This window comes from Citrobacter sp. Cpo109 (assembly GCF_030332565.1).
Lineage (GTDB): Bacteria > Pseudomonadota > Gammaproteobacteria > Enterobacterales > Enterobacteriaceae > Citrobacter > Citrobacter portucalensis.
In genome coordinates this window covers 151,543-170,123 of the sequence record NZ_JAOWHQ010000045.1, presented here as the reverse complement: position 1 = coordinate 170,123, position 18,581 = coordinate 151,543, and the positions used below count along the sequence as shown (strand labels likewise).

The window sequence follows — 18,581 nt, the reverse complement described above, 5'->3', positions numbered from 1 at the left end:
CATTGAGAGCCAAAGCTCTCAATTCAGACTGAGTTGTAGTTGTAAGGCCGTGCTTCCGGAAGGAATGCGCGGCTTATTTTCGTTTATACACGTCATCATTCAAGCTGCCTCAGTGTTGGCTGCAGTCGCTCACCCCAGTCACGTACTGCTGTACGCTCCTGAGGATTCGCTTCCTTGCCGCCTTGATGCATCCTGAATGATTTTGTGTATATGAGTCATCAAAAAACAGGGGCTTATGGCTGGACGAATTCCTCGCGTTTTTATCAATGACCTGCTGGCAAGAACCGACATCGTCGATCTCATCGACGCGCGGGTAAAGCTGAAAAAGCAGGGCAAAAATTATCACGCGTGCTGTCCGTTCCATAACGAAAAAACCCCCTCTTTCACCGTAAACGGTGAAAAACAGTTTTATCACTGCTTTGGGTGTGGCGCGCATGGCAACGCCGTCGACTTTCTGATGAACTACGACAAGCTCGAGTTTGTGGAAACCGTCGAAGAACTGGCCGCAATGCATAACCTTGAAGTGCCCTATGAAGCAGGCAGTGGCCCCAGTCAGATAGAGCGCCATCAACGGCAAAGCCTTTATCAATTGATGGACGGCCTGAACACTTTTTATCAACAGTCTTTGATGCAGCCCGCCGCTACCCCTGCGCGCCAGTACCTGGAAAAGCGAGGATTAAGTAGCGACGTTATCACCCGTTTTGCTATTGGTTTTGCGCCCCCCGGCTGGGACAACGTCCTGAAACGGTTTGGCGGCAATGCTGAGAATCGCAAATCGCTGGTCGATGCGGGGATGTTGGTCACCAACGATCAGGGACGCAGTTACGATCGCTTCCGCGAACGGGTGATGTTCCCCATCCGCGACAAACGTGGTCGGGTCATTGGTTTTGGTGGACGCGTGCTGGGCGATGCCCTGCCGAAATATCTGAACTCCCCGGAAACCGATATTTTCCATAAAGGTCGCCAGCTGTATGGCCTTTATGAAGCCCAGCAGGATAACGCCGATCCACAGCGCCTGTTAGTGGTAGAAGGCTATATGGATGTGGTGGCGCTGGCGCAATACGGCATTAACTACGCCGTGGCATCCCTTGGGACGTCAACTACCGCCGATCACATCCAACTGTTGTTCCGCGCGACGAACAACGTAATTTGCTGTTACGACGGCGACCGTGCCGGACGTGACGCAGCATGGCGCGCGCTGGAAACCGCACTGCCCTATATGACAGACGGACGCCAGCTACGCTTTATGTTTTTACCTGACGGCGAAGACCCCGATACGCTGGTGCGTAAAGAAGGGAAAGAGGCCTTTGAAGCCCGGATGGAGCAGGCGCTGCCGCTCTCCGCGTTTTTATTTAACAGCCTGCTGCCGCAGGTTGATTTGAGTACCCCGGACGGACGCGCACAGCTCAGTACGCTGGCATTACCGTTGATTACTCAGGTACCAGGCGAAACGTTGCGCATTTACCTGCGACAGGAGTTGGGGAACAAGCTCGGCATTCTGGATGACAGCCAGCTTGAACGTTTAATGCCTAAACTGGCAGAAAATGGGGCTTCCCGCCCTGTTCCACAGCTAAAACGTACGACCATGCGTATACTTATAGGGTTGCTGGTACAGAACCCGGGCCTCGCCCCGCTGGTTCCACCGTTAGGCGCACTGGATAGTAATAAGCTGCCTGGACTTGGCTTATTCAGAGAACTGGTCAACACTTGTCTGGCTCAGCCAGGTCTGACCACCGGGCAACTTTTAGAACACTACCGTGGCACAAATGATGCTGCGACCCTTGAAAAACTGTCGATGTGGGACGATATAGCAGATAAAGATATCGCGGAAAAAACCTTCACCGACTCACTCAACCATATGTTTGATTCGATGCTTGAACTGCGCCAGGAAGAGTTGATAGCTCGTGAGCGCACACACGGTTTAAGCAGCGAAGAACGCCGGGAACTCTGGACACTGAACCAGGAACTGGCCAAGAAATAAGAGAAAGACAAAACAAAGACAAAATCATTCGCGTTGTATCAAGGCAGCAAGTGAACGAACGCCTGGGAGTGTACATAAGTACATGACCAGGATGACAAATCCGCCGGGAGCGGATTTGAACGCTGCTTGCGGCGGCCCCGTAAGGGGCGAGGCTCAGGATGAGCCGAGTAACGAACGCAGCTAACGCAGAGACAACGTGAAAGATGAAGTATTTAACGGCTTAACTGCCGAATATCGATCGGGAAGCCCCCGACAGCCGCACGGAGAGGCAGCGGCAAAATATAAGTATGCCCTCGTTTTGCCGTTGGCGGTTTTACCGCCCAACACCAATCAAACGAATTAAGTGTGGATACCGTCTTATGGAGCAAAACCCGCAGTCACAGCTGAAGCTTCTTGTCCAACGTGGTAAGGAGCAAGGCTATCTGACCTATGCCGAGGTCAATGACCATCTGCCGGAAGATATCGTCGATTCAGATCAAATCGAAGACATCATCCAAATGATCAATGACATGGGTATTCAGGTGATGGAAGAAGCACCTGATGCCGATGATCTGCTGCTTGCTGAAACCTCCAACAGCACCGATGAAGACGCGGAAGAAGCGGCTGCCCAGGTTCTGTCCAGCGTTGAGTCCGAAATCGGTCGTACGACTGACCCGGTCCGCATGTACATGCGTGAAATGGGTACCGTTGAACTGTTAACCCGCGAAGGCGAAATCGACATCGCTAAACGCATCGAAGACGGGATTAACCAGGTTCAATGCTCCGTTGCCGAATACCCGGAAGCTATCACCTACCTGCTTGAGCAGTACGATCGCGTAGAAGCTGAAGAAGCACGTCTTTCCGATCTGATCACTGGCTTTGTCGATCCAAACGCGGAAGAAGACATGGCGCCAACGGCGACCCACGTCGGTTCTGAACTCTCTCAGGAAGAGATGGATGACGATGAAGACGAAGATGAAGAAGATGGCGACGACGACAGCAGCGATGATGACAACAGCATCGACCCTGAGTTAGCGCGTGAAAAATTCGGTGAACTGCGTACTCAGTACGAAATCACTCGCGACACCATCAAAGCGAAAGGCCGCAGCCATGTTGCCGCGCAGGAAGAAATTCAGAAGCTGTCCGAAGTGTTCAAACAGTTCCGCCTGGTGCCGAAGCAGTTCGACTACCTGGTAAACAGCATGCGCGTCATGATGGACCGCGTGCGTACTCAGGAACGTCTGATCATGAAGCTCTGCGTTGAGCAGTGCAAAATGCCGAAGAAAAACTTCATCACCCTGTTCACTGGCAACGAAACCAGCGAAACCTGGTTCAACGCGGCAATCGCGATGAACAAACCGTGGTCTGAAAAACTGCACGACGTTGCAGATGACGTTCACCGCGGCCTGCAGAAACTGCAGCAGATTGAAGAAGAAACCGGCCTGACCATCGAGCAGGTTAAAGATATCAACCGTCGCATGTCCATCGGTGAAGCGAAAGCCCGCCGTGCGAAAAAAGAGATGGTTGAAGCGAACTTACGTCTGGTTATCTCTATCGCTAAAAAATACACCAACCGTGGCTTGCAGTTCCTGGATCTGATTCAGGAAGGTAACATCGGTCTGATGAAAGCGGTTGATAAGTTTGAATACCGTCGTGGTTACAAGTTCTCCACCTATGCAACCTGGTGGATCCGTCAGGCGATCACCCGTTCGATCGCGGATCAGGCGCGTACCATCCGTATCCCGGTACATATGATTGAGACTATCAACAAGCTCAACCGTATCTCCCGTCAGATGCTGCAAGAGATGGGCCGCGAGCCGACGCCAGAAGAACTGGCTGAGCGCATGCTGATGCCGGAAGACAAGATCCGTAAAGTGCTGAAAATCGCTAAAGAACCTATCTCCATGGAAACGCCGATCGGCGACGATGAAGATTCGCATCTGGGTGATTTCATCGAGGATACCACCCTCGAGCTGCCGCTGGACTCTGCGACCACCGAGAGCCTGCGTGCCGCAACGCACGACGTTCTGGCTGGCTTGACCGCCCGTGAAGCGAAAGTTCTGCGTATGCGTTTCGGTATCGATATGAACACCGACCACACGCTGGAAGAAGTGGGTAAACAGTTCGACGTTACCCGCGAACGTATCCGTCAGATCGAAGCGAAGGCGCTGCGTAAACTGCGCCACCCGAGCCGCTCTGAAGTACTGCGTAGCTTCCTGGACGATTAATCTCGCCGCATAAGCATAAACGCCACCGCAAGGTGGCGTTTTTCTTTATAGTCCCCGCCTGACCAGGGCGTCATTCACTTCCCGATACGCCTCTACCAGTTTATCCAGCGTGATCCGGCTTAACCCGCTGGGATTCGGCAATACCCATATTTGCGTCGCGCCAATGGTCAGCGTCTGTTTTCCCCACTGCGCCCCACGCTGGCTAAGCCCCTGCTCAAATGCCTGCTTCCCAAGGATAGCGAGCGCGGCTGGCTGATACTCTTCTATTTTCTCAATGAGCAGACGACCACCGTTACGCATCTCCTGTAGCTTCACTTCATTGGCTTGCACCGTTGGTCTGTCGACAAACTTAGTCACGCCGCAGCGAAAGTCCAACAGATGCTGTGCCTCTTCAGGTTTAAGCTGGCGCTCGGTGAATCCCGCCTGATGGATGACCTTCCAGAAGCGATTGGCGGGATGTGCAAAGGGGAATCCTGTACCTGCGGAAGATAGCCCCGGATTGATGCCGCAAAATATCACCCGCAGCCCCGGTGCCAGTATGTCCTTAACCATAATTACTCCGAACAATACATCAAGGGAACAAGTATAACGGACTGAAAATACATTGTTTATAAAAACAGCATCCGTACGCTTATGTCTGGATTGCAACGCGGAGTTACTTTATAATCCACCGCCACGGCCCCTTAGCTCAGTGGTTAGAGCAGGCGACTCATAATCGCTTGGTCGCTGGTTCAAGTCCAGCAGGGGCCACCAAATATATCAAGGACTTGCGAGAAATCGCAGGTCCTTTTTTTATGGGTATTCCGTAGAAATTGGTATGTAGCAAAAAAGAGTTTGTTCTGGAAAAATCAATACTTGCTTGCATCAATATGTTGAATGAGTACACGGAAGAAAATGGCTGGCGGGGACTAAAGCTATTTACGCGATACACCTGTTCAGAAAACAGCATGTTAATGGCAACCCCATCTGGACGCCGCCATCCTTAGATGGAAACGTCCGTTAGAGTTTAATTCGATAGTCAGCTCACACTAGCTCTTTGAGCTGCTCCTGCATATAGGTTGAAAAATACTCTGGGTTCTTGATAAGGATGCGGTTACCGGAGGCGACTTTCTCTGCCCATCCGGCCACTTTTTTCGTGAACTCGGGATTCCATCCCTCTTGCTCACCCCGTGCCATCACAACTTCCGGACTCGCTGGCACACCTAAGTCATGCAAATACTTTAAGATTCCCTTAGCGGTACTTTCATCCATTGAATGTGGTACTGACGCCGAAGTGTTCATACCACCAATAAAATCCAATGCTTTCTCAATTGCTGTTGGCATGCTCTTATCCTTAAAATTAACCACGTGAGAGACACATTTATACTATGTACCCAACTCCGCCGGGATATCAAAGAGAACATCGCCTTTATTTGACTTACCCCGCAGCTAAACGCTTGCGCGGCTGTTTTCTGCGCTATTTTTTTGCTTCTCCGGCTAAAACCAGTCCTGTTGCCACCGCATTACGCGGCCCTTCGGTACCTCGAATATTGCCCTGCCCGGCGACAACGCCGTAATGCGCCAGCGCATCGGTGATCATCTGCGGGATTTCGAAATCCAGCGAAGAACCGCCTACCAACACCACAAACGTCATATCGCGAATAGAGCCTCCGGGTGACACCTGACGTAACGCGCGCAGGCAGTTGGTCACAAAAACCTTCTCTTTAGCCTGTCGGCGCACAAGACGGATTTTTTCCAGCGAAGTCTGGTTATCTACCGGGATCAGCTCGCCCTCTTTCAAGTACACCACTTTGGCGAATACTGACGGACTGAGCGGTTCGCGGAAAAACTCCACCGCACCGTTCTCATGGCGAATGCTGAACAGGCTCTCCACTTTTGCCAGCGGGTATTTTTTAATTTCCTCCGCCAGAAATGCATCGCTTAAGCCCAGCTCAGTTTGAATCAACAGGCTGACCATATTCCCCGCGCCGGCCAGATGTACCGCTTTCACTACGCCGTCGCTATTGATGACGGCGGCATCGGTAGATCCTGCGCCTAAGTCGAGGATCGCCAGCGGTGCAGCGCATCCGGGCGTAGTTAACGCCCCCGCCACGGCCATGTTGGCCTCCACGCCACCCACCTCAACCAGAGTGTTTAACCGGACGCTCAGCTCACTGGCGATGGCCTGCATCTGTAAACGATCGGCTTTCACCATCGCCGCAATGCCCACGGCGTTCTCCATTGAACACTCTCCGGCGATGCCGCCCTGCACCTTGCGCGGAATAAATGTATCGACCGCCAACAGATCCTGAATATGCACCGTGTTCATGTCATGACCGGTCAGCGAGGCCATCACCTTACGCACCCGCTCCAGCATGCCGCCTGCATGCGTGCCTGCTTCACCACGAATATCACACACGGGCGCGCAGGCGCTCATCGCCTGCATAATAGCCTGCGCGCCTTGCGCTACGTCGGCTTCACCGCCACGCTTTTCACCACGGATAAAGATCTTACCCGCCGGGATCACTCTTGATCGCACATCGCCCTGCGGGGTTTTCAGCACCACGGCGGAACGGTTGCCAATCAGCGCTCTGGCGATGGGGACGATAGTTTGCGTTTCCTCAGGGGTCAGGGCAAAGAAGGTCGCGATACCGTAAGGATTCGACAGTACCCGCACCACCTGTCCCGGGGCCGCCACTTCCACCGCCGCCAGCACGCCTTCCGGTACCTTCTCCAGCAGAGTGACTTCATCAACCACCGGCATTGGCCGACGCAGGCGATTATTCACCAGCACGCCATCATCCTTTTTCAGGATGGCCGCCACCACGTTGACACCGCGATCCAGCGCTTCATTGATAAACCAAACCGCCTCAAGGAAATCCATCTCCTCACCCACCAACGGTATCCAGCCCTGGGCAAATCGATCCTCGCTCAACGCTGCCAACTTCTCCACAGCGATGGTGGTTCCCATACCCACGCCAGCGCCGCCGGGCGTTTGCGGGTTATGGCCAATCATCGTTGATTCGGTAATGATGGTTTCAGTGATGGTTTCCATCGCCACATCGCCAATCACTGGTGCAGCCTCGTTGATGCAGATTTTTGCCACGTCCTGCAGCGACCACGGCGTTTTATCCAGCGCCTGCTGCAGGGACGCGACTACCCCGGCGATATTATCCCGCGTGCCTTTCATCCCGGTCGTGGCGACAATCCCGCTGGCGATAAACCGGCCATCCTGCGCCAACGCCACTTCGGTGGTGGCGTTGCCGATATCAATCCCCGCAATTAACGGCATGCTGCCTCCGTCACTGGCTGCCTTTACGCAGCTTATTTCTCTGCTGGTATACCTCTGCCGATTCGCGGACAAACCCGGCGTTCACCCTGGCATGCCAGGTGTGTTCCAGCTCATCGGCAATGGCCTGCAACTCGGCGAACGAAGAACGAAACGGTCGCAGCGCGTTGTAGATCTCCAGAATGCGGGCATCCGGGATCGCAATCAGCTCTGCCGCACGACGAAAATTGCGCGCCACGGCATGACGTTGCATCTGTTCGGCAATCTGCGCCTGGTACTCCAGCGTTTGCTGAGAAATACGCACATCCTGTGGTCCTACGCGGCCCGCCAGCACATTCTCAAGGGTAATGTCGGTTAGCGGCTTACCGGTAGGCGTCTGGATTTTCTCCGGGCAGCGGGTGGCTAATGGGTAATCCTGCGCGGTCATGTTGTTGTCGTTCATGGTCATTCCCTTACCAGTGCAATATGCAACGTGACAGGCGCAGCATCCTGCACCACGTGTTTGGTTTCTTTGATATGAAACAGCGCGGCCTTGGCCATAAATTTAGGGCGCACCATCTGGTCATTGACCACTGGCACCGGAGAAGGCGACTCTTTACGTGCATATCGCGCGGCGTTTTTACCAATCTGACGATAGGTTTCCAGCGTCAGCAGCGGAGCCTGAGAAAACAGTTCCAGGTTACTTAGCGGCAGCAGATCGCGCTGATGAATCACCGTGGTTCCTTTCGACTGGATACCAATCCCAATGCCTGAGCCGCTGAGATTTGCCGCATCCCATGCCATAAAAGAAACATCCGAGGTGCGCAGGATCCTCACTACCCGCGCATGTAACCCCTCTTCTTCGATGCCTGCAACCAGCTCTTTCAAAATCGCGTTGTGCGGCATATCAATCAAGGTTTTATGCTGATACTTAGCAAAGGCCGGGCCGACGCCAATCACCACCTCATCCACGCGTTCATCCGCGTTAGCCGCCTCGCCTTCGCTCACCTGTAAGGTGAAAACCGGCTTACGTTCAGTTGTGCATTCCACTGTGTACCGCCTTATTCGATCGAGCCGGGCTGAACCACGCCCGCAATATTTTTAATTTCCGCCCAGCGTTCGGCACTGATGCGATAGCCGGTACCAGGTCCCTGATAATCATTGATGTCGTTGACGGCGCTGACGACGTCGAACTGGCGATCCAGAATGGCCGACGTTTGCAGGTAATCACCGGTAACACGCTGTCTCAGCATGTTGAGGATATTGCTGGCGATGTCTTCGAAGCCGCTGCAACTCAACGCGCCGACGATATCCAGCCCGGTGATATTGCGCTTCATCATCTCTTCCACGGCAGCCAAATCCTCAACCACATTACGCGCAGGCATATCTTTGCTGCCGTGAGCATAAGTAGCGGCTTCGACTTCTTCATCGCTAATCAGCGGCAGGCCCAGTTCGCGGAACACCGCCTGAATGGCGCGTGCGGCCTTATTGCGAATGGCGATGGTTTCCTCTTCCGTGACCGGCCGCAGACCGCCGTCAACCATCAGATCGCGTTGCAGAATGTTGTAATCATCGAAATCTTCAGCGTCGAAGTTCGATCCGGCAAACATGTTGTCGTAGTTGGGTACCGCGCTGTAACCGGAGAAAATAAAGTCGGTACCCGGCAGCATCTGCATCAGGGTACGGGCAGTACGGCGAATATCGGAGTGGGAAAAGGTTTGGTCATTGGCGGAGGCCACTTCAAGGTCGAGCATTGAGGCAATCAGGTTTTCCGCCAGCACCGCGCGGATCCCTGACGGCACAGCGCCGGTCATGCCGATACAGCTGACCGCGCCGTTTTGCAGCCCCTGTACGCCCGCGCCTTTAGTGATAAAAATGCAGCGTGACTCCAGATAAAGCATCGATTTACTTTCGGAATAGCCCATCAGCGCCTCCGAGCCGGTGCCGGAGGTGTAGCGCATCTTCAGGCCACGCGACGCATAAGCCGAGGCGAGAAATGCTTTGGACCACGGCGTGTCATCACCGTCGGTAAACACCGATTCTGTGCCATATACCGACACCGTTTCGGCGTAGCTGGTAAGCCCACGCATGCCCAGCTCCAGCTCCGTGGCCTCTTCAACGGAACATTGCGTCAGCACACCGGGGCGACCGCACTGGGAACCCACCAGCAGCGCCAGGGCGTTAAACGGCGCGTAGCGGGCAATCCCGACCGTCGTTTCCTGCTCGGAAAAGCCGCGGATCCCCGCTTCAGCAGCATCGGCGGCAATCTGTACCGGGTTATCTTTCAGGTTAGTTACGTGGCACTGGTTGGAAGGCGTGCGTCTGGCGCGCATTTTTTGCAGCGCCATCATCATCTCCACCACGTTCATTTGCGCCATCACTTCCACCGCTTTCGCCGGGGTAATGGCGGTGGTAATAGCAATAATCTCTTCCCGACTGACGTGGATATCCACCAGCATTCTGGCGATCTCCAGCGCATCGAGCTGCATGGCGCGCTCCGCCTCGGCCACGTTAATCGCATAGTCGGCAATGAAACGGTCGATCATGTCGAACTCGGCGCGGCTCTTACCGTCCAGCTCAATAATACGACCATTTTCCACCTTCACCGACGACGCCGGATCGTAGGGGCTTTCCATGGCAATCAGCCCCTCTTCAGGCCATTCGCCAATCAGCCCATCCTGATTTACAGGCCGCTTCGCAAGCACTTCGAATCGTTTTGATCTTCTCATGATTTATTGACTCAAAAGGTAAAAAATAGGGACGCCGGGCCATATTGCCGGGGACACAACACCCGACATTCGCCTTTCATCAGCAATGGCCGAACTCTAAATGAGCCAAGCAATAAAAAAATAAAATTAATTTCGTTCCAATTTGGCACCTAATAAAAACACATCGTTCCATATTGAAACGCAATTCAGGAATATCCATCGTTAATTGTGACGAGGTTAAATGATCATTATCAATAAACGCAAAACCGGGAAGGTAAATTTGATATTCCTGAAATTTCCGTCCTATTGACTTAATAACGTACGGCGAGAAAATAAGGTAAAGCCAATGATAAAAATAGCTGTTGCGCGATATGTTTCGTGACCTCAGCCCTACAACATTTTCAGGAGAGATTGTGAATAAGAGCCAACAAATTGCCACCATTACGCTGGCGGCTGCAAAAAAAATGGCGCAGGCCGTTGAGGCGAAAGCGCTTGAGATCAACGTTCCGGTGGTCTTTTCCGTGGTGGATCACGGCGGGAATACGCTGCTAATGCAACGCATGGACGATGCGTTTGTCACCAGCTGTGATATCTCTCTTAATAAAGCGTATACCGCCTGCTGCCTGCGCCAGGGCACCCATGAAATTACCGACGCGGTACAACCGGGTGCTTCGCTATATGGTTTGCAGCTTACCAACCAACAGCGCATTGTTATTTTCGGCGGCGGCTTACCTGTCATATTAAACGGTAAATTAATTGGTGCCGTTGGCGTTAGCGGCGGCACCGTCGAACAAGACAGATTATTAGCAGAAACCGCACTGAATTGTTTCTCTGAATTATAATTTAAATCTAAGAAGGTATATTATGAGCTATCGTATGTTTGATTACCTTGTGCCAAATGTGAACTTCTTTGGCCCCAATGCTATTTCCGTTGTCGGCGAACGCTGCAAACTGTTAGGCGGTAAAAAAGCGCTGCTGGTTACTGATAAAGGTCTGCGGGCCATTAAAGACGGTGCTGTAGATAAAACCCTCGCCCATCTACGTGAAGCGGGCATTGACGTGGTGGTTTTTGACGGCGTTGAACCCAACCCAAAAGACACCAACGTGCGTGACGGCCTGGAAGTTTTTCGCAAAGAGCATTGCGATATCATCGTTACCGTTGGCGGCGGTAGCCCGCATGACTGCGGTAAAGGCATCGGTATCGCGGCGACTCACGAAGGTGATCTCTACAGCTATGCCGGGATTGAAACCCTGACCAACCCGCTGCCGCCTATCGTTGCGGTGAATACCACTGCCGGTACCGCCAGCGAAGTCACCCGCCACTGCGTGCTGACCAATACCAAAACTAAAGTGAAGTTTGTGATTGTCAGCTGGCGCAACCTGCCATCGGTCTCCATTAACGATCCGCTGCTGATGCTCGGCAAACCCGCCCCGCTGACCGCCGCAACCGGGATGGATGCCCTGACCCACGCCGTGGAAGCTTATATTTCCAAAGATGCCAACCCGGTCACTGACGCCGCCGCTATTCAGGCTATTCGCCTGATCGCACGCAACTTGCGTCAGGCCGTAGCGCTGGGCAGCAACCTGAAAGCTCGCGAGAACATGGCCTACGCTTCTCTGCTGGCGGGTATGGCTTTCAACAACGCCAACCTCGGCTACGTTCACGCAATGGCGCATCAGCTTGGCGGTCTGTACGACATGCCACACGGCGTGGCGAATGCCGTACTGCTCCCGCACGTGGCGCGCTATAACCTGATCGCTAACCCGGAGAAATTTGCCGATATCGCAGAATTTATGGGCGAAAACACTGACGGACTTTCCACCATGGATGCCGCCGAACTGGCCATTCACGCCATTGCCCGTCTCTCCGCTGACATCGGCATTCCGCAGCATTTGCGCGATCTGGGCGTCAAAGAAGCCGATTTCCCGTACATGGCGGAAATGGCGCTGAAGGACGGCAACGCCTTCTCTAACCCGCGCAAAGGGAACGAGAAAGAAATTGCCGAGATCTTCCGTCAGGCATTCTGATAACGCAGGGGGCGCAATGTCACTTTCATCACCGGGCGTACATCTGTTTTATCACTCACGCTGGCAGGATACTCGCGTGCTTGATGAGCTGTGCTGGGGACTGGAAGAGCAAGGCGTCCCTTGCCGGGCAATCTGTTGCGACGAGCATGACTGCGCGCTGGCATTGAGCAAACTTGCGGCCAAAAGCTCAACGCTACGTGTCGGTCTGGGTCTTAACGCCACGGGTGATATTGCGTTAACCCACGCCCAGTTGCCCGAAGATCGGGCGCTGATCCGTGGGCATATCCGCGCCGGAGCAGCCCAGCTCCGCGTCCTCGGTGCTAATGCCGGCCAACTGGTTAAAGTACTTCCCTTCAGCGAGATAAATTAAATGTACCGCATCTATACCCGAACCGGCGATAAAGGCACGACCGCGCTGTTTGGCGGCAGCCGTATTGACAAAGACGACATCCGCGTTGAGGCCTATGGCACGGTGGATGAACTGATTTCCCAGCTTGGCGTCTGCTATGCCAGCACGCACCAGGCTGAACTACGCCAGGATCTGCACGACATGCAAAAGATGCTGTTTGTGCTGGGTGCGGAACTCGCCAGCGATGAGAAAGGACTCGCTCGCTTACAACAGCGTATTGGCGATGAGGATATTCAGGCGCTGGAGCAGCTTATTGACCGCAATATGGCGCAAAGCGGCCCGCTCAAAGAGTTTGTTATTCCGGGGAAAAATCTGCCATCGGCACAGCTACACGTCGCGCGAACCCTGGCGCGCCGACTGGAGCGGGTCCTTATCGCGATGAGCAGAACGCTGACGTTACGCGATGAACCCAGACGCTATATCAACCGACTGTCAGACGCGCTGTTCTCGATGGCGAGAATTGAAGAAACTAGTCCAGATGCTTGCGCTTAAACTGGCTGGCATCAATGTCGTACTGCTTCATCTTGCGCCACAAGGTAGTGCGACCAATGTTCAGCAGTTGCGACATCTCCTGTACGCGTCCGCTGGTGACGCGAGCAGCATGGATAATCGCCTCTTTTTCGATAGCGGTAAAGGTCAGACTGGCTGGCAGCAGTGAAGACGCCGTCTCCAGACCAGGACGTTCGGCAAACAGATAATCCGGTAGATTGCTCAGCCGAATATGGCCGTTATCACTGCTGATGGCGATGTTTTCGATAATGCTGTTCAGCTCAAAGTCATTGCCCGGCCACGAATAGGCCACCAGCTGCGCCAGCGCATCGTCGTCGATCTTCAGACTGGATGAAAAACGTTTTTTCAGGCTATTCAGCCGCGTATAAATCAGCGAGGGAATACTGTTACGCCGCGCCCGCAGCGGGGGGATCACTATCTCAAAAGAGTGCAGAGCGTAATACAGCTGACGGCTAAAGCGGTTTTGCTCCACCAGATTGGCGAGATCAACCGTGGTGGTGGCGATCACTTTGACATCCACCGGAATCAGCCGACGGGCATCCAGGCGGGTTAATACCCCCTGCTTGATCACCTGTAACAGCGCGGATTGCAGCTCCGGCGCCAGATATTCAATTTTTTCCAGAAACAGCGTGCCGCCGTTCGCCAGTTCAAGACGGCTCAACCGGCCATTTTCATCGTCGGTGGGCGCACTGCCCATAAAATCCTGCCCCAGCACGCTGTTGGCATACAGCTGACAGTTCACGGCGATATACGGCCCGCTGGCGCGCTCGCTTTCATTGTGAATGGCCTGACTCAGCAGCTCCTTACCAACGCCCTCTTCCCCGCACAGTAGGATCGGAAAACTCCCCCTCGCGGCCTGGCGTCCAAAGTGGATCAAGCGGCGGGTTTCCGGATCGTCAGTCGACATCTGCTCAAAGGTATGACTCACCTTGCCGAGCTGGCTGGTCATCAGCTGGCGCATTTGCTCTACCGGATGCAGCAGCAGGATAAAGCTGTTGCCCTGCTCCTCAACAATCGGTTTCAGGGTGATGACGGCATCAACAAACTGATGTTGGCTTTCAAAGGTAACTTCGACGTGATTCAGGCCGCGGGCATGTTTGATCGCCCGGCGCAGCAGCATGGGGAGATTGAGCAGATCGTGAATGTTTTTCCCCTGACTGGCCTGCGCATCGAGATGCAAAAGCAGCGCCGCACGCGCATTGAGGAACTGCAATACGCCCTGTTCGTTCCAGGCCATCACACCATCATCCATACTCTCCAGCAGCCCGTACATCTGGTTCAGATGGCGGTTGGATTCAGCCAGCAGGCTGTCGGTCAGCAAAGAGTTGCCGACTTCTCTGGCAATCGCCAGCGTCAGGGATAAATCAGAAACGCACTCATGCTCTACCAGACAACACAGCGAGATGGAGCCGAACAGTCGACCATGGTTATCGAAGACCGGCGTCGAGCAGAACGACCACGGATGCAGCGCCTGTTTAAAATGCTGATCGCCAGAGGTTTTTGTCGGCTGTCCCGGCATCGTCGCCAGTGACAGGGCACAACTGCCAATGATGCTTTCCGCACAGTAGCTGCCGTCGCGAAACCCAAGCTCCGCCAGCTGTTCCACCGTCTGCGGATCACCGCAACGGCTGAGAATACAGGCTGATTCATCCAGAATCAGCAGCGCGCACGGTCGGCCGTCCATAAACTCCCAGGCATCTTCCAGCGCAGCCTGAGCAATCGTCAGCAGCGCCGTCTTGCGACGACAAATCGACTCAAAGGTCAGCCCCTGTGCCTGATGCGGCGCCTGCCAGGTTTCCCGCTGCATAAACTTGCTGCAACGATGCCATGACTGGGCAATGACTGAAGAGACTTCCTTCCCGATGCTATGCGTGTGCGCCGTCATATCCCTTTCCGCTGTTTAACCATAGACAACCCCTCCGGCAGAGACTGTCAGAGGGGGAAAAGATGCCGGATAAAAACCTACCGACGACTGATTAACGCGCCAGCCACTGCTGTCCCAGCAGGTCTGCCGTCAGAATAGCGGCATGTACGCTTTCAGGCGTTACCGGGAACGGCATATTGTGGATGGTTTCACCTTCTGCACAGGTCGCTTTCGCCACCGCCATGATCTTGCCGTCAACGTCTTCTTTCACACCCATTTCCGCTAACGTTACCGGCAGGCCTACTTTCTGACAGAAATTCAGCACGGTTTCGATCTCTTCCATCGGGCTGTTTTGCAGCACCAGTTGCGCCAGCGTACCAAAGGCGACTTTTTCACCGTGGTACAAATGGTGGCACTCTTCCAGAATCGTAAAGCCGTTGTGGATCGCATGCGCCCCTGCCAGACCGCTGCTTTCAAAACCGATGCCGCTGAGGTAAGTGTTAGCTTCGACAATACGCTCCAGCGCATCGGTCACCACGCCGGCCTGCGCGGCAAAACGTGCCTTCTCGCCTTCCGCCAGCAGGGTATCATAGCACAAGCGCGCCAGGCTCAGCGCCGCCACGGTGGACTGTCCGCCCGCCATGCTGGTCGCTCTGGCGTCATAACAGGCTTTCGCTTCAAACCAGGTCGAGAGCGCATCGCCCATCCCGGCCACCAGCAGACGTACCGGCGCTTTGGCAATGATTGCAGTGTCCATCACCACCATATCCGGGTTTTTCGGGTAGATAAGATACTCTTCAAACTCACCGGCTTCGGTATAGATAACGGACAGCGCGCTGGTTGGCGCATCGGTAGACGCGATAGTCGGGATCACCACCACTGGCAACTTCTGGTAGTAGCCAATCGCTTTGGCGGTATCCAGCGTTTTCCCACCACCAATCCCAACCACGCCGCGGCAACCGTGCTGTTTCAGAATGGCAATCAGGCGATTAATTTCAACATGGCTACATTCACCGTTAAAGCGTTCCGCATGGCAGCTAATGTCGTGGCTGTGCAGGCCGTTGAGTACTTTCTCTCCCGCCAACTTCATCACGAAGTCATCCGCAATCACGAAAAAGCTGTCCGCCAGATTTTTAGCGTATTGACCAAACAAGGTGGAAGCGTCAGGACCCTGGAGATATTTGGCTGGAGATTGAATAACTTTTAGCATTCCTTTCATCCTCAAATAAGTACATGTTTTTACATGGTGAGCCCTGGCGTTAACCTGTTTGGCCTGATGCTGACGGCGAAAACGGGAGGTACCGGAGCGATGCAATAACTGTATGGCGAGGCGTGCACAAAAAAATCTTTCGTCTTTTTGTTCTGATATGAAACAGATAAAAACGACACATGTTTCATATTGGAACGCTTAACCATAAAAAATATAAGGTTTGCGATCCCGATCCTTTCATTTGCCATCAAATCTCCGGCACAGACGAATCTCACTTTCTCTTATACCCACTCACTTGCCAAAATACCGGTAAAAAAAAGCTGACAGTACCGTGTGACCTGCATTCATCGCGAGAGGAAAAAGTCGAGCGAGCTCGCATTGTGGTCGTTCCCCGTTCTTTTCGGTTTCATTTCGGAACAAAAAACAATAACAACGTTCCGTAATGAAACTCATTTTAACGTTGTTTTTTTCCACGCTGACTTCGCCAGAATCTCTCTATCGCCTCCGCACCATGACCATACTTCCGGGGGTTTGTCTTACACTCAACCTCAAGGAGCCGTTATGTCTCAATTCTTTTTTAATCAACGCACCCATCTCGTAAGCGACGTCATCGACGGTACGATTATCGCCAGCCCGTGGAATAACCTGGCGCGTCTGGAAAGCGATCCAGCCATTCGCATCGTGGTCCGTCGTGACCTCAACAAAAATAACGTGGCGGTCATTTCCGGCGGCGGTTCAGGGCACGAACCCGCGCACGTTGGGTTTATCGGTAAAGGCATGCTAACCGCCGCAGTCTGTGGCGACGTGTTCGCTTCCCCGAGCGTAGATGCGGTACTGACCGCCATTCAGGCGGTAACCGGTGAGGCGGGCTGTTTGTTGATCGTGAAAAATTACACCGGTGACCGTCTTAATTTCGGTCTTGCCGCCGAGAAAGCCCGTCGCCTTGGTTACAACGTCGAAATGCTGATTGTCGGCGATGACATCTCCCTGCCGGATAACAAACACCCGCGCGGCATTGCGGGAACCATCCTGGTGCATAAAATCGCGGGCTATTTTGCCGAACGCGGCTACAACCTCGCCACCGTCTTGCGTGAAGCGCAATACGCGGCCAATAACACCTTCAGTCTGGGCGTTGCGCTTTCCAGCTGTCATCTGCCGCAAGAAACCGACGCCGCCCCGCGTCATCATCCGGGCCACGCGGAGCTGGGTATGGGCATTCACGGCGAACCAGGCGCCTCGGTTATCGACACCCAGAACAGTGCGCAGGTGGTGAGCCTGATGGTGGATAAACTGCTGGCTGCCCTGCCTGAAACCGGCCGTCTGGCGGTGATGATTAACAATCTTGGCGGCGTTTCTGTTGCCGAAATGGCCATCATTACCCGCGAACTGGCCAGCAGCCCGCTGCATCCGCGTATCGACTGGCTGATTGGCCCGGCCTCGCTGGTTACCGCGCTGGATATGAAAGGCTTTTCACTGACGGCCATCGTGCTGGAAGAGAGCATCGAAAAAGCGCTGCTCACCGAGGTGGAAACCAGTAACTGGCCGACGCCGGTCCCACCGCGTGAAATCAGCTGTGTATCGTCATCTCAGCGTAGCGCACGCGTGGAATTCCAGCCTTCGGCGAACACCCTGGTGGCCGGGATTGTGGAGCTTGTCACCACAACCCTTTCCGATCTGGAGACCCATCTTAATGCGCTGGATGCCAAAGTCGGCGATGGCGATACCGGTTCAACCTTTGCCGCAGGCGCGCGGGAAATTGCCAGCCTGCTGCATCGTCAGCAGTTGCCGCTGGATAACCTTGCCACGCTGTTCGCGCTGATTGGCGAACGTCTGACCGTGGTGATGGGCGGTTCCAGCGGTGTGCTGATGTCTATTTTCTTTACTGCCGCAGGGCAGAAACTGGAACAGGGAGCTAACGTTGCCGAAGCCCTGAATACGGGACTGGCGCAGATGAAGTTTTACGGCGGCGCAGACGAAGGCGATCGCACCATGATTGATGCGCTGCAACCGGCCCTGACTTCGCTGCTCGCACAACCGAAAAATTTGCAGGCCGCATTCGACGCCGCGCAAGCGGGAGCCGAACGAACCTGTTTGTCGAGTAAAGCCAATGCGGGTCGCGCATCGTATCTCAGCAGCGAAAGCCTGCTCGGAAATATGGACCCCGGCGCGCACGCCGTCGCGATGGTATTTAAAGCGCTGGCAGAGAGTGAATTGAACTAAGCCATAAGTGCCTGATAAGGCACTTGCGCCGCCATCCGGCGAAAATACGCCTGATGCGCTGCGCTTATCAGGCCTACGAGTACAAACCTTTGTAGGCCTGATAAGGCTTTTGCGCCGCCTGATGCGCTTCGCTTATCAGGCCTACGAGTGCAAACCTTTGTAGGCCGGATAAGGCAACGCCGCCATCCGGCAGAACG

Annotated in this window: 15 protein-coding genes and 1 tRNA gene; 8 read left to right on the top strand and 8 right to left on the bottom strand. The window is 54.1% G+C overall.

Features of this window, described 5'->3' with window-relative positions; translation table 11 throughout:
* The first annotated feature begins 235 nt into the window (after positions 1-235).
* Both dnaG and rpoD read left to right on the top strand, forming a co-directional pair.
* Positions 236-1,981, top strand: coding sequence for a DNA primase (dnaG, locus tag OGY71_RS05255; RefSeq protein ID WP_003828467.1), 1,746 nt, complete (start codon positions 236-238; stop codon positions 1,979-1,981).
* Between the two features lie 359 nt (positions 1,982-2,340).
* Positions 2,341-4,188 carry an RNA polymerase sigma factor RpoD gene (rpoD, locus tag OGY71_RS05250; RefSeq protein WP_063941842.1) on the top strand — a complete coding sequence of 616 codons (1,848 nt, stop codon included), beginning with the start codon at positions 2,341-2,343 and terminating at the stop codon, positions 4,186-4,188.
* A 45-nt stretch (positions 4,189-4,233) separates the two neighbouring features.
* Here the strand turns inward: rpoD and mug are convergent, their stop codons facing one another.
* Entirely contained in the window at positions 4,234-4,740 is a 507-nt protein-coding gene (gene mug, locus OGY71_RS05245) for a G/U mismatch-specific DNA glycosylase (protein ID WP_286612937.1), read from the bottom strand.
* A 125-nt stretch (positions 4,741-4,865) separates the two neighbouring features.
* Between mug and OGY71_RS05240 the strand changes: the two genes are divergently transcribed.
* Positions 4,866-4,941: transfer RNA gene (locus OGY71_RS05240), tRNA-Ile, on the top strand.
* 270 nt (positions 4,942-5,211) lie between these two features.
* Here the strand turns inward: OGY71_RS05240 and OGY71_RS05235 are convergent.
* The 5 genes from OGY71_RS05235 to OGY71_RS05215 all read right to left on the bottom strand — a co-directional run bounded on the left by OGY71_RS05235 (position 5,212) and on the right by OGY71_RS05215 (position 10,164).
* Positions 5,212-5,535, bottom strand: coding sequence for a DUF1889 family protein (locus OGY71_RS05235; protein WP_001573898.1), 324 nt, complete (start codon positions 5,533-5,535; stop codon positions 5,212-5,214).
* 109 nt (positions 5,536-5,644) lie between these two features.
* Complete coding sequence (locus OGY71_RS05230) at positions 5,645-7,459, bottom strand: diol dehydratase reactivase subunit alpha (protein WP_003828496.1); 1,815 nt, start codon at positions 7,457-7,459, stop codon at positions 5,645-5,647.
* Positions 7,460-7,469: 10 nt separating this feature from the next.
* Positions 7,470-7,898 (bottom strand): diol dehydratase small subunit, encoded by a 429-nt coding sequence (locus OGY71_RS05225; protein ID WP_063941803.1) that lies wholly within the window; start codon positions 7,896-7,898, stop codon positions 7,470-7,472.
* Positions 7,899-7,900: 2 nt separating this feature from the next.
* Positions 7,901-8,485: a propanediol/glycerol family dehydratase medium subunit gene (locus OGY71_RS05220; protein ID WP_003828500.1), complete on the bottom strand. Its 585-nt coding sequence runs from the start codon at positions 8,483-8,485 to the stop codon at positions 7,901-7,903.
* An 11-nt stretch (positions 8,486-8,496) separates the two neighbouring features.
* Entirely contained in the window at positions 8,497-10,164 is a 1,668-nt protein-coding gene (locus OGY71_RS05215) for a propanediol/glycerol family dehydratase large subunit (RefSeq protein WP_003828502.1), read from the bottom strand.
* A gap of 392 nt (positions 10,165-10,556) precedes the next feature.
* Here OGY71_RS05215 and OGY71_RS05210 point away from each other — a divergent pair, with 392 nt between their 5' ends.
* The 4 genes from OGY71_RS05210 to OGY71_RS05195 are packed head-to-tail and all read left to right on the top strand — an operon-like array spanning position 10,557 to position 13,072.
* Positions 10,557-10,985 (top strand): GlcG/HbpS family heme-binding protein, encoded by a 429-nt coding sequence (locus OGY71_RS05210; RefSeq protein WP_003828504.1) that lies wholly within the window; start codon positions 10,557-10,559, stop codon positions 10,983-10,985.
* 22 nt (positions 10,986-11,007) lie between these two features.
* On the top strand, positions 11,008-12,171 hold the full coding sequence (gene dhaT, locus OGY71_RS05205) for a 1,3-propanediol dehydrogenase (protein WP_003024734.1): 1,164 nt from the start codon (positions 11,008-11,010) through the stop codon (positions 12,169-12,171).
* A gap of 16 nt (positions 12,172-12,187) precedes the next feature.
* On the top strand, positions 12,188-12,541 hold the full coding sequence (locus OGY71_RS05200; protein ID WP_003828507.1) for a glycerol dehydratase reactivase beta/small subunit family protein: 354 nt from the start codon (positions 12,188-12,190) through the stop codon (positions 12,539-12,541).
* Positions 12,542-13,072 carry a cob(I)yrinic acid a,c-diamide adenosyltransferase gene (locus tag OGY71_RS05195; RefSeq protein WP_003828509.1) on the top strand — a complete coding sequence of 177 codons (531 nt, stop codon included), beginning with the start codon at positions 12,542-12,544 and terminating at the stop codon, positions 13,070-13,072.
* On the opposite strand, the gene dhaR is transcribed toward OGY71_RS05195, so the two are convergent.
* Positions 13,050-14,975, bottom strand: coding sequence for a dihydroxyacetone kinase operon transcriptional regulator DhaR (dhaR, locus tag OGY71_RS05190; RefSeq protein ID WP_003828512.1), 1,926 nt, complete (start codon positions 14,973-14,975; stop codon positions 13,050-13,052). The genes OGY71_RS05195 and dhaR overlap by 23 nt on opposite strands.
* 91 nt (positions 14,976-15,066) lie before the next feature.
* Positions 15,067-16,164: a glycerol dehydrogenase gene (locus OGY71_RS05185; protein ID WP_003024745.1), complete on the bottom strand. Its 1,098-nt coding sequence runs from the start codon at positions 16,162-16,164 to the stop codon at positions 15,067-15,069.
* 561 nt (positions 16,165-16,725) lie between these two features.
* Between OGY71_RS05185 and OGY71_RS05180 the strand changes: the two genes are divergently transcribed.
* Positions 16,726-18,384 (top strand): glycerone kinase, encoded by a 1,659-nt coding sequence (locus OGY71_RS05180; RefSeq protein WP_286612935.1) that lies wholly within the window; start codon positions 16,726-16,728, stop codon positions 18,382-18,384.
* Positions 18,385-18,581 lie beyond the last annotated feature (197 nt).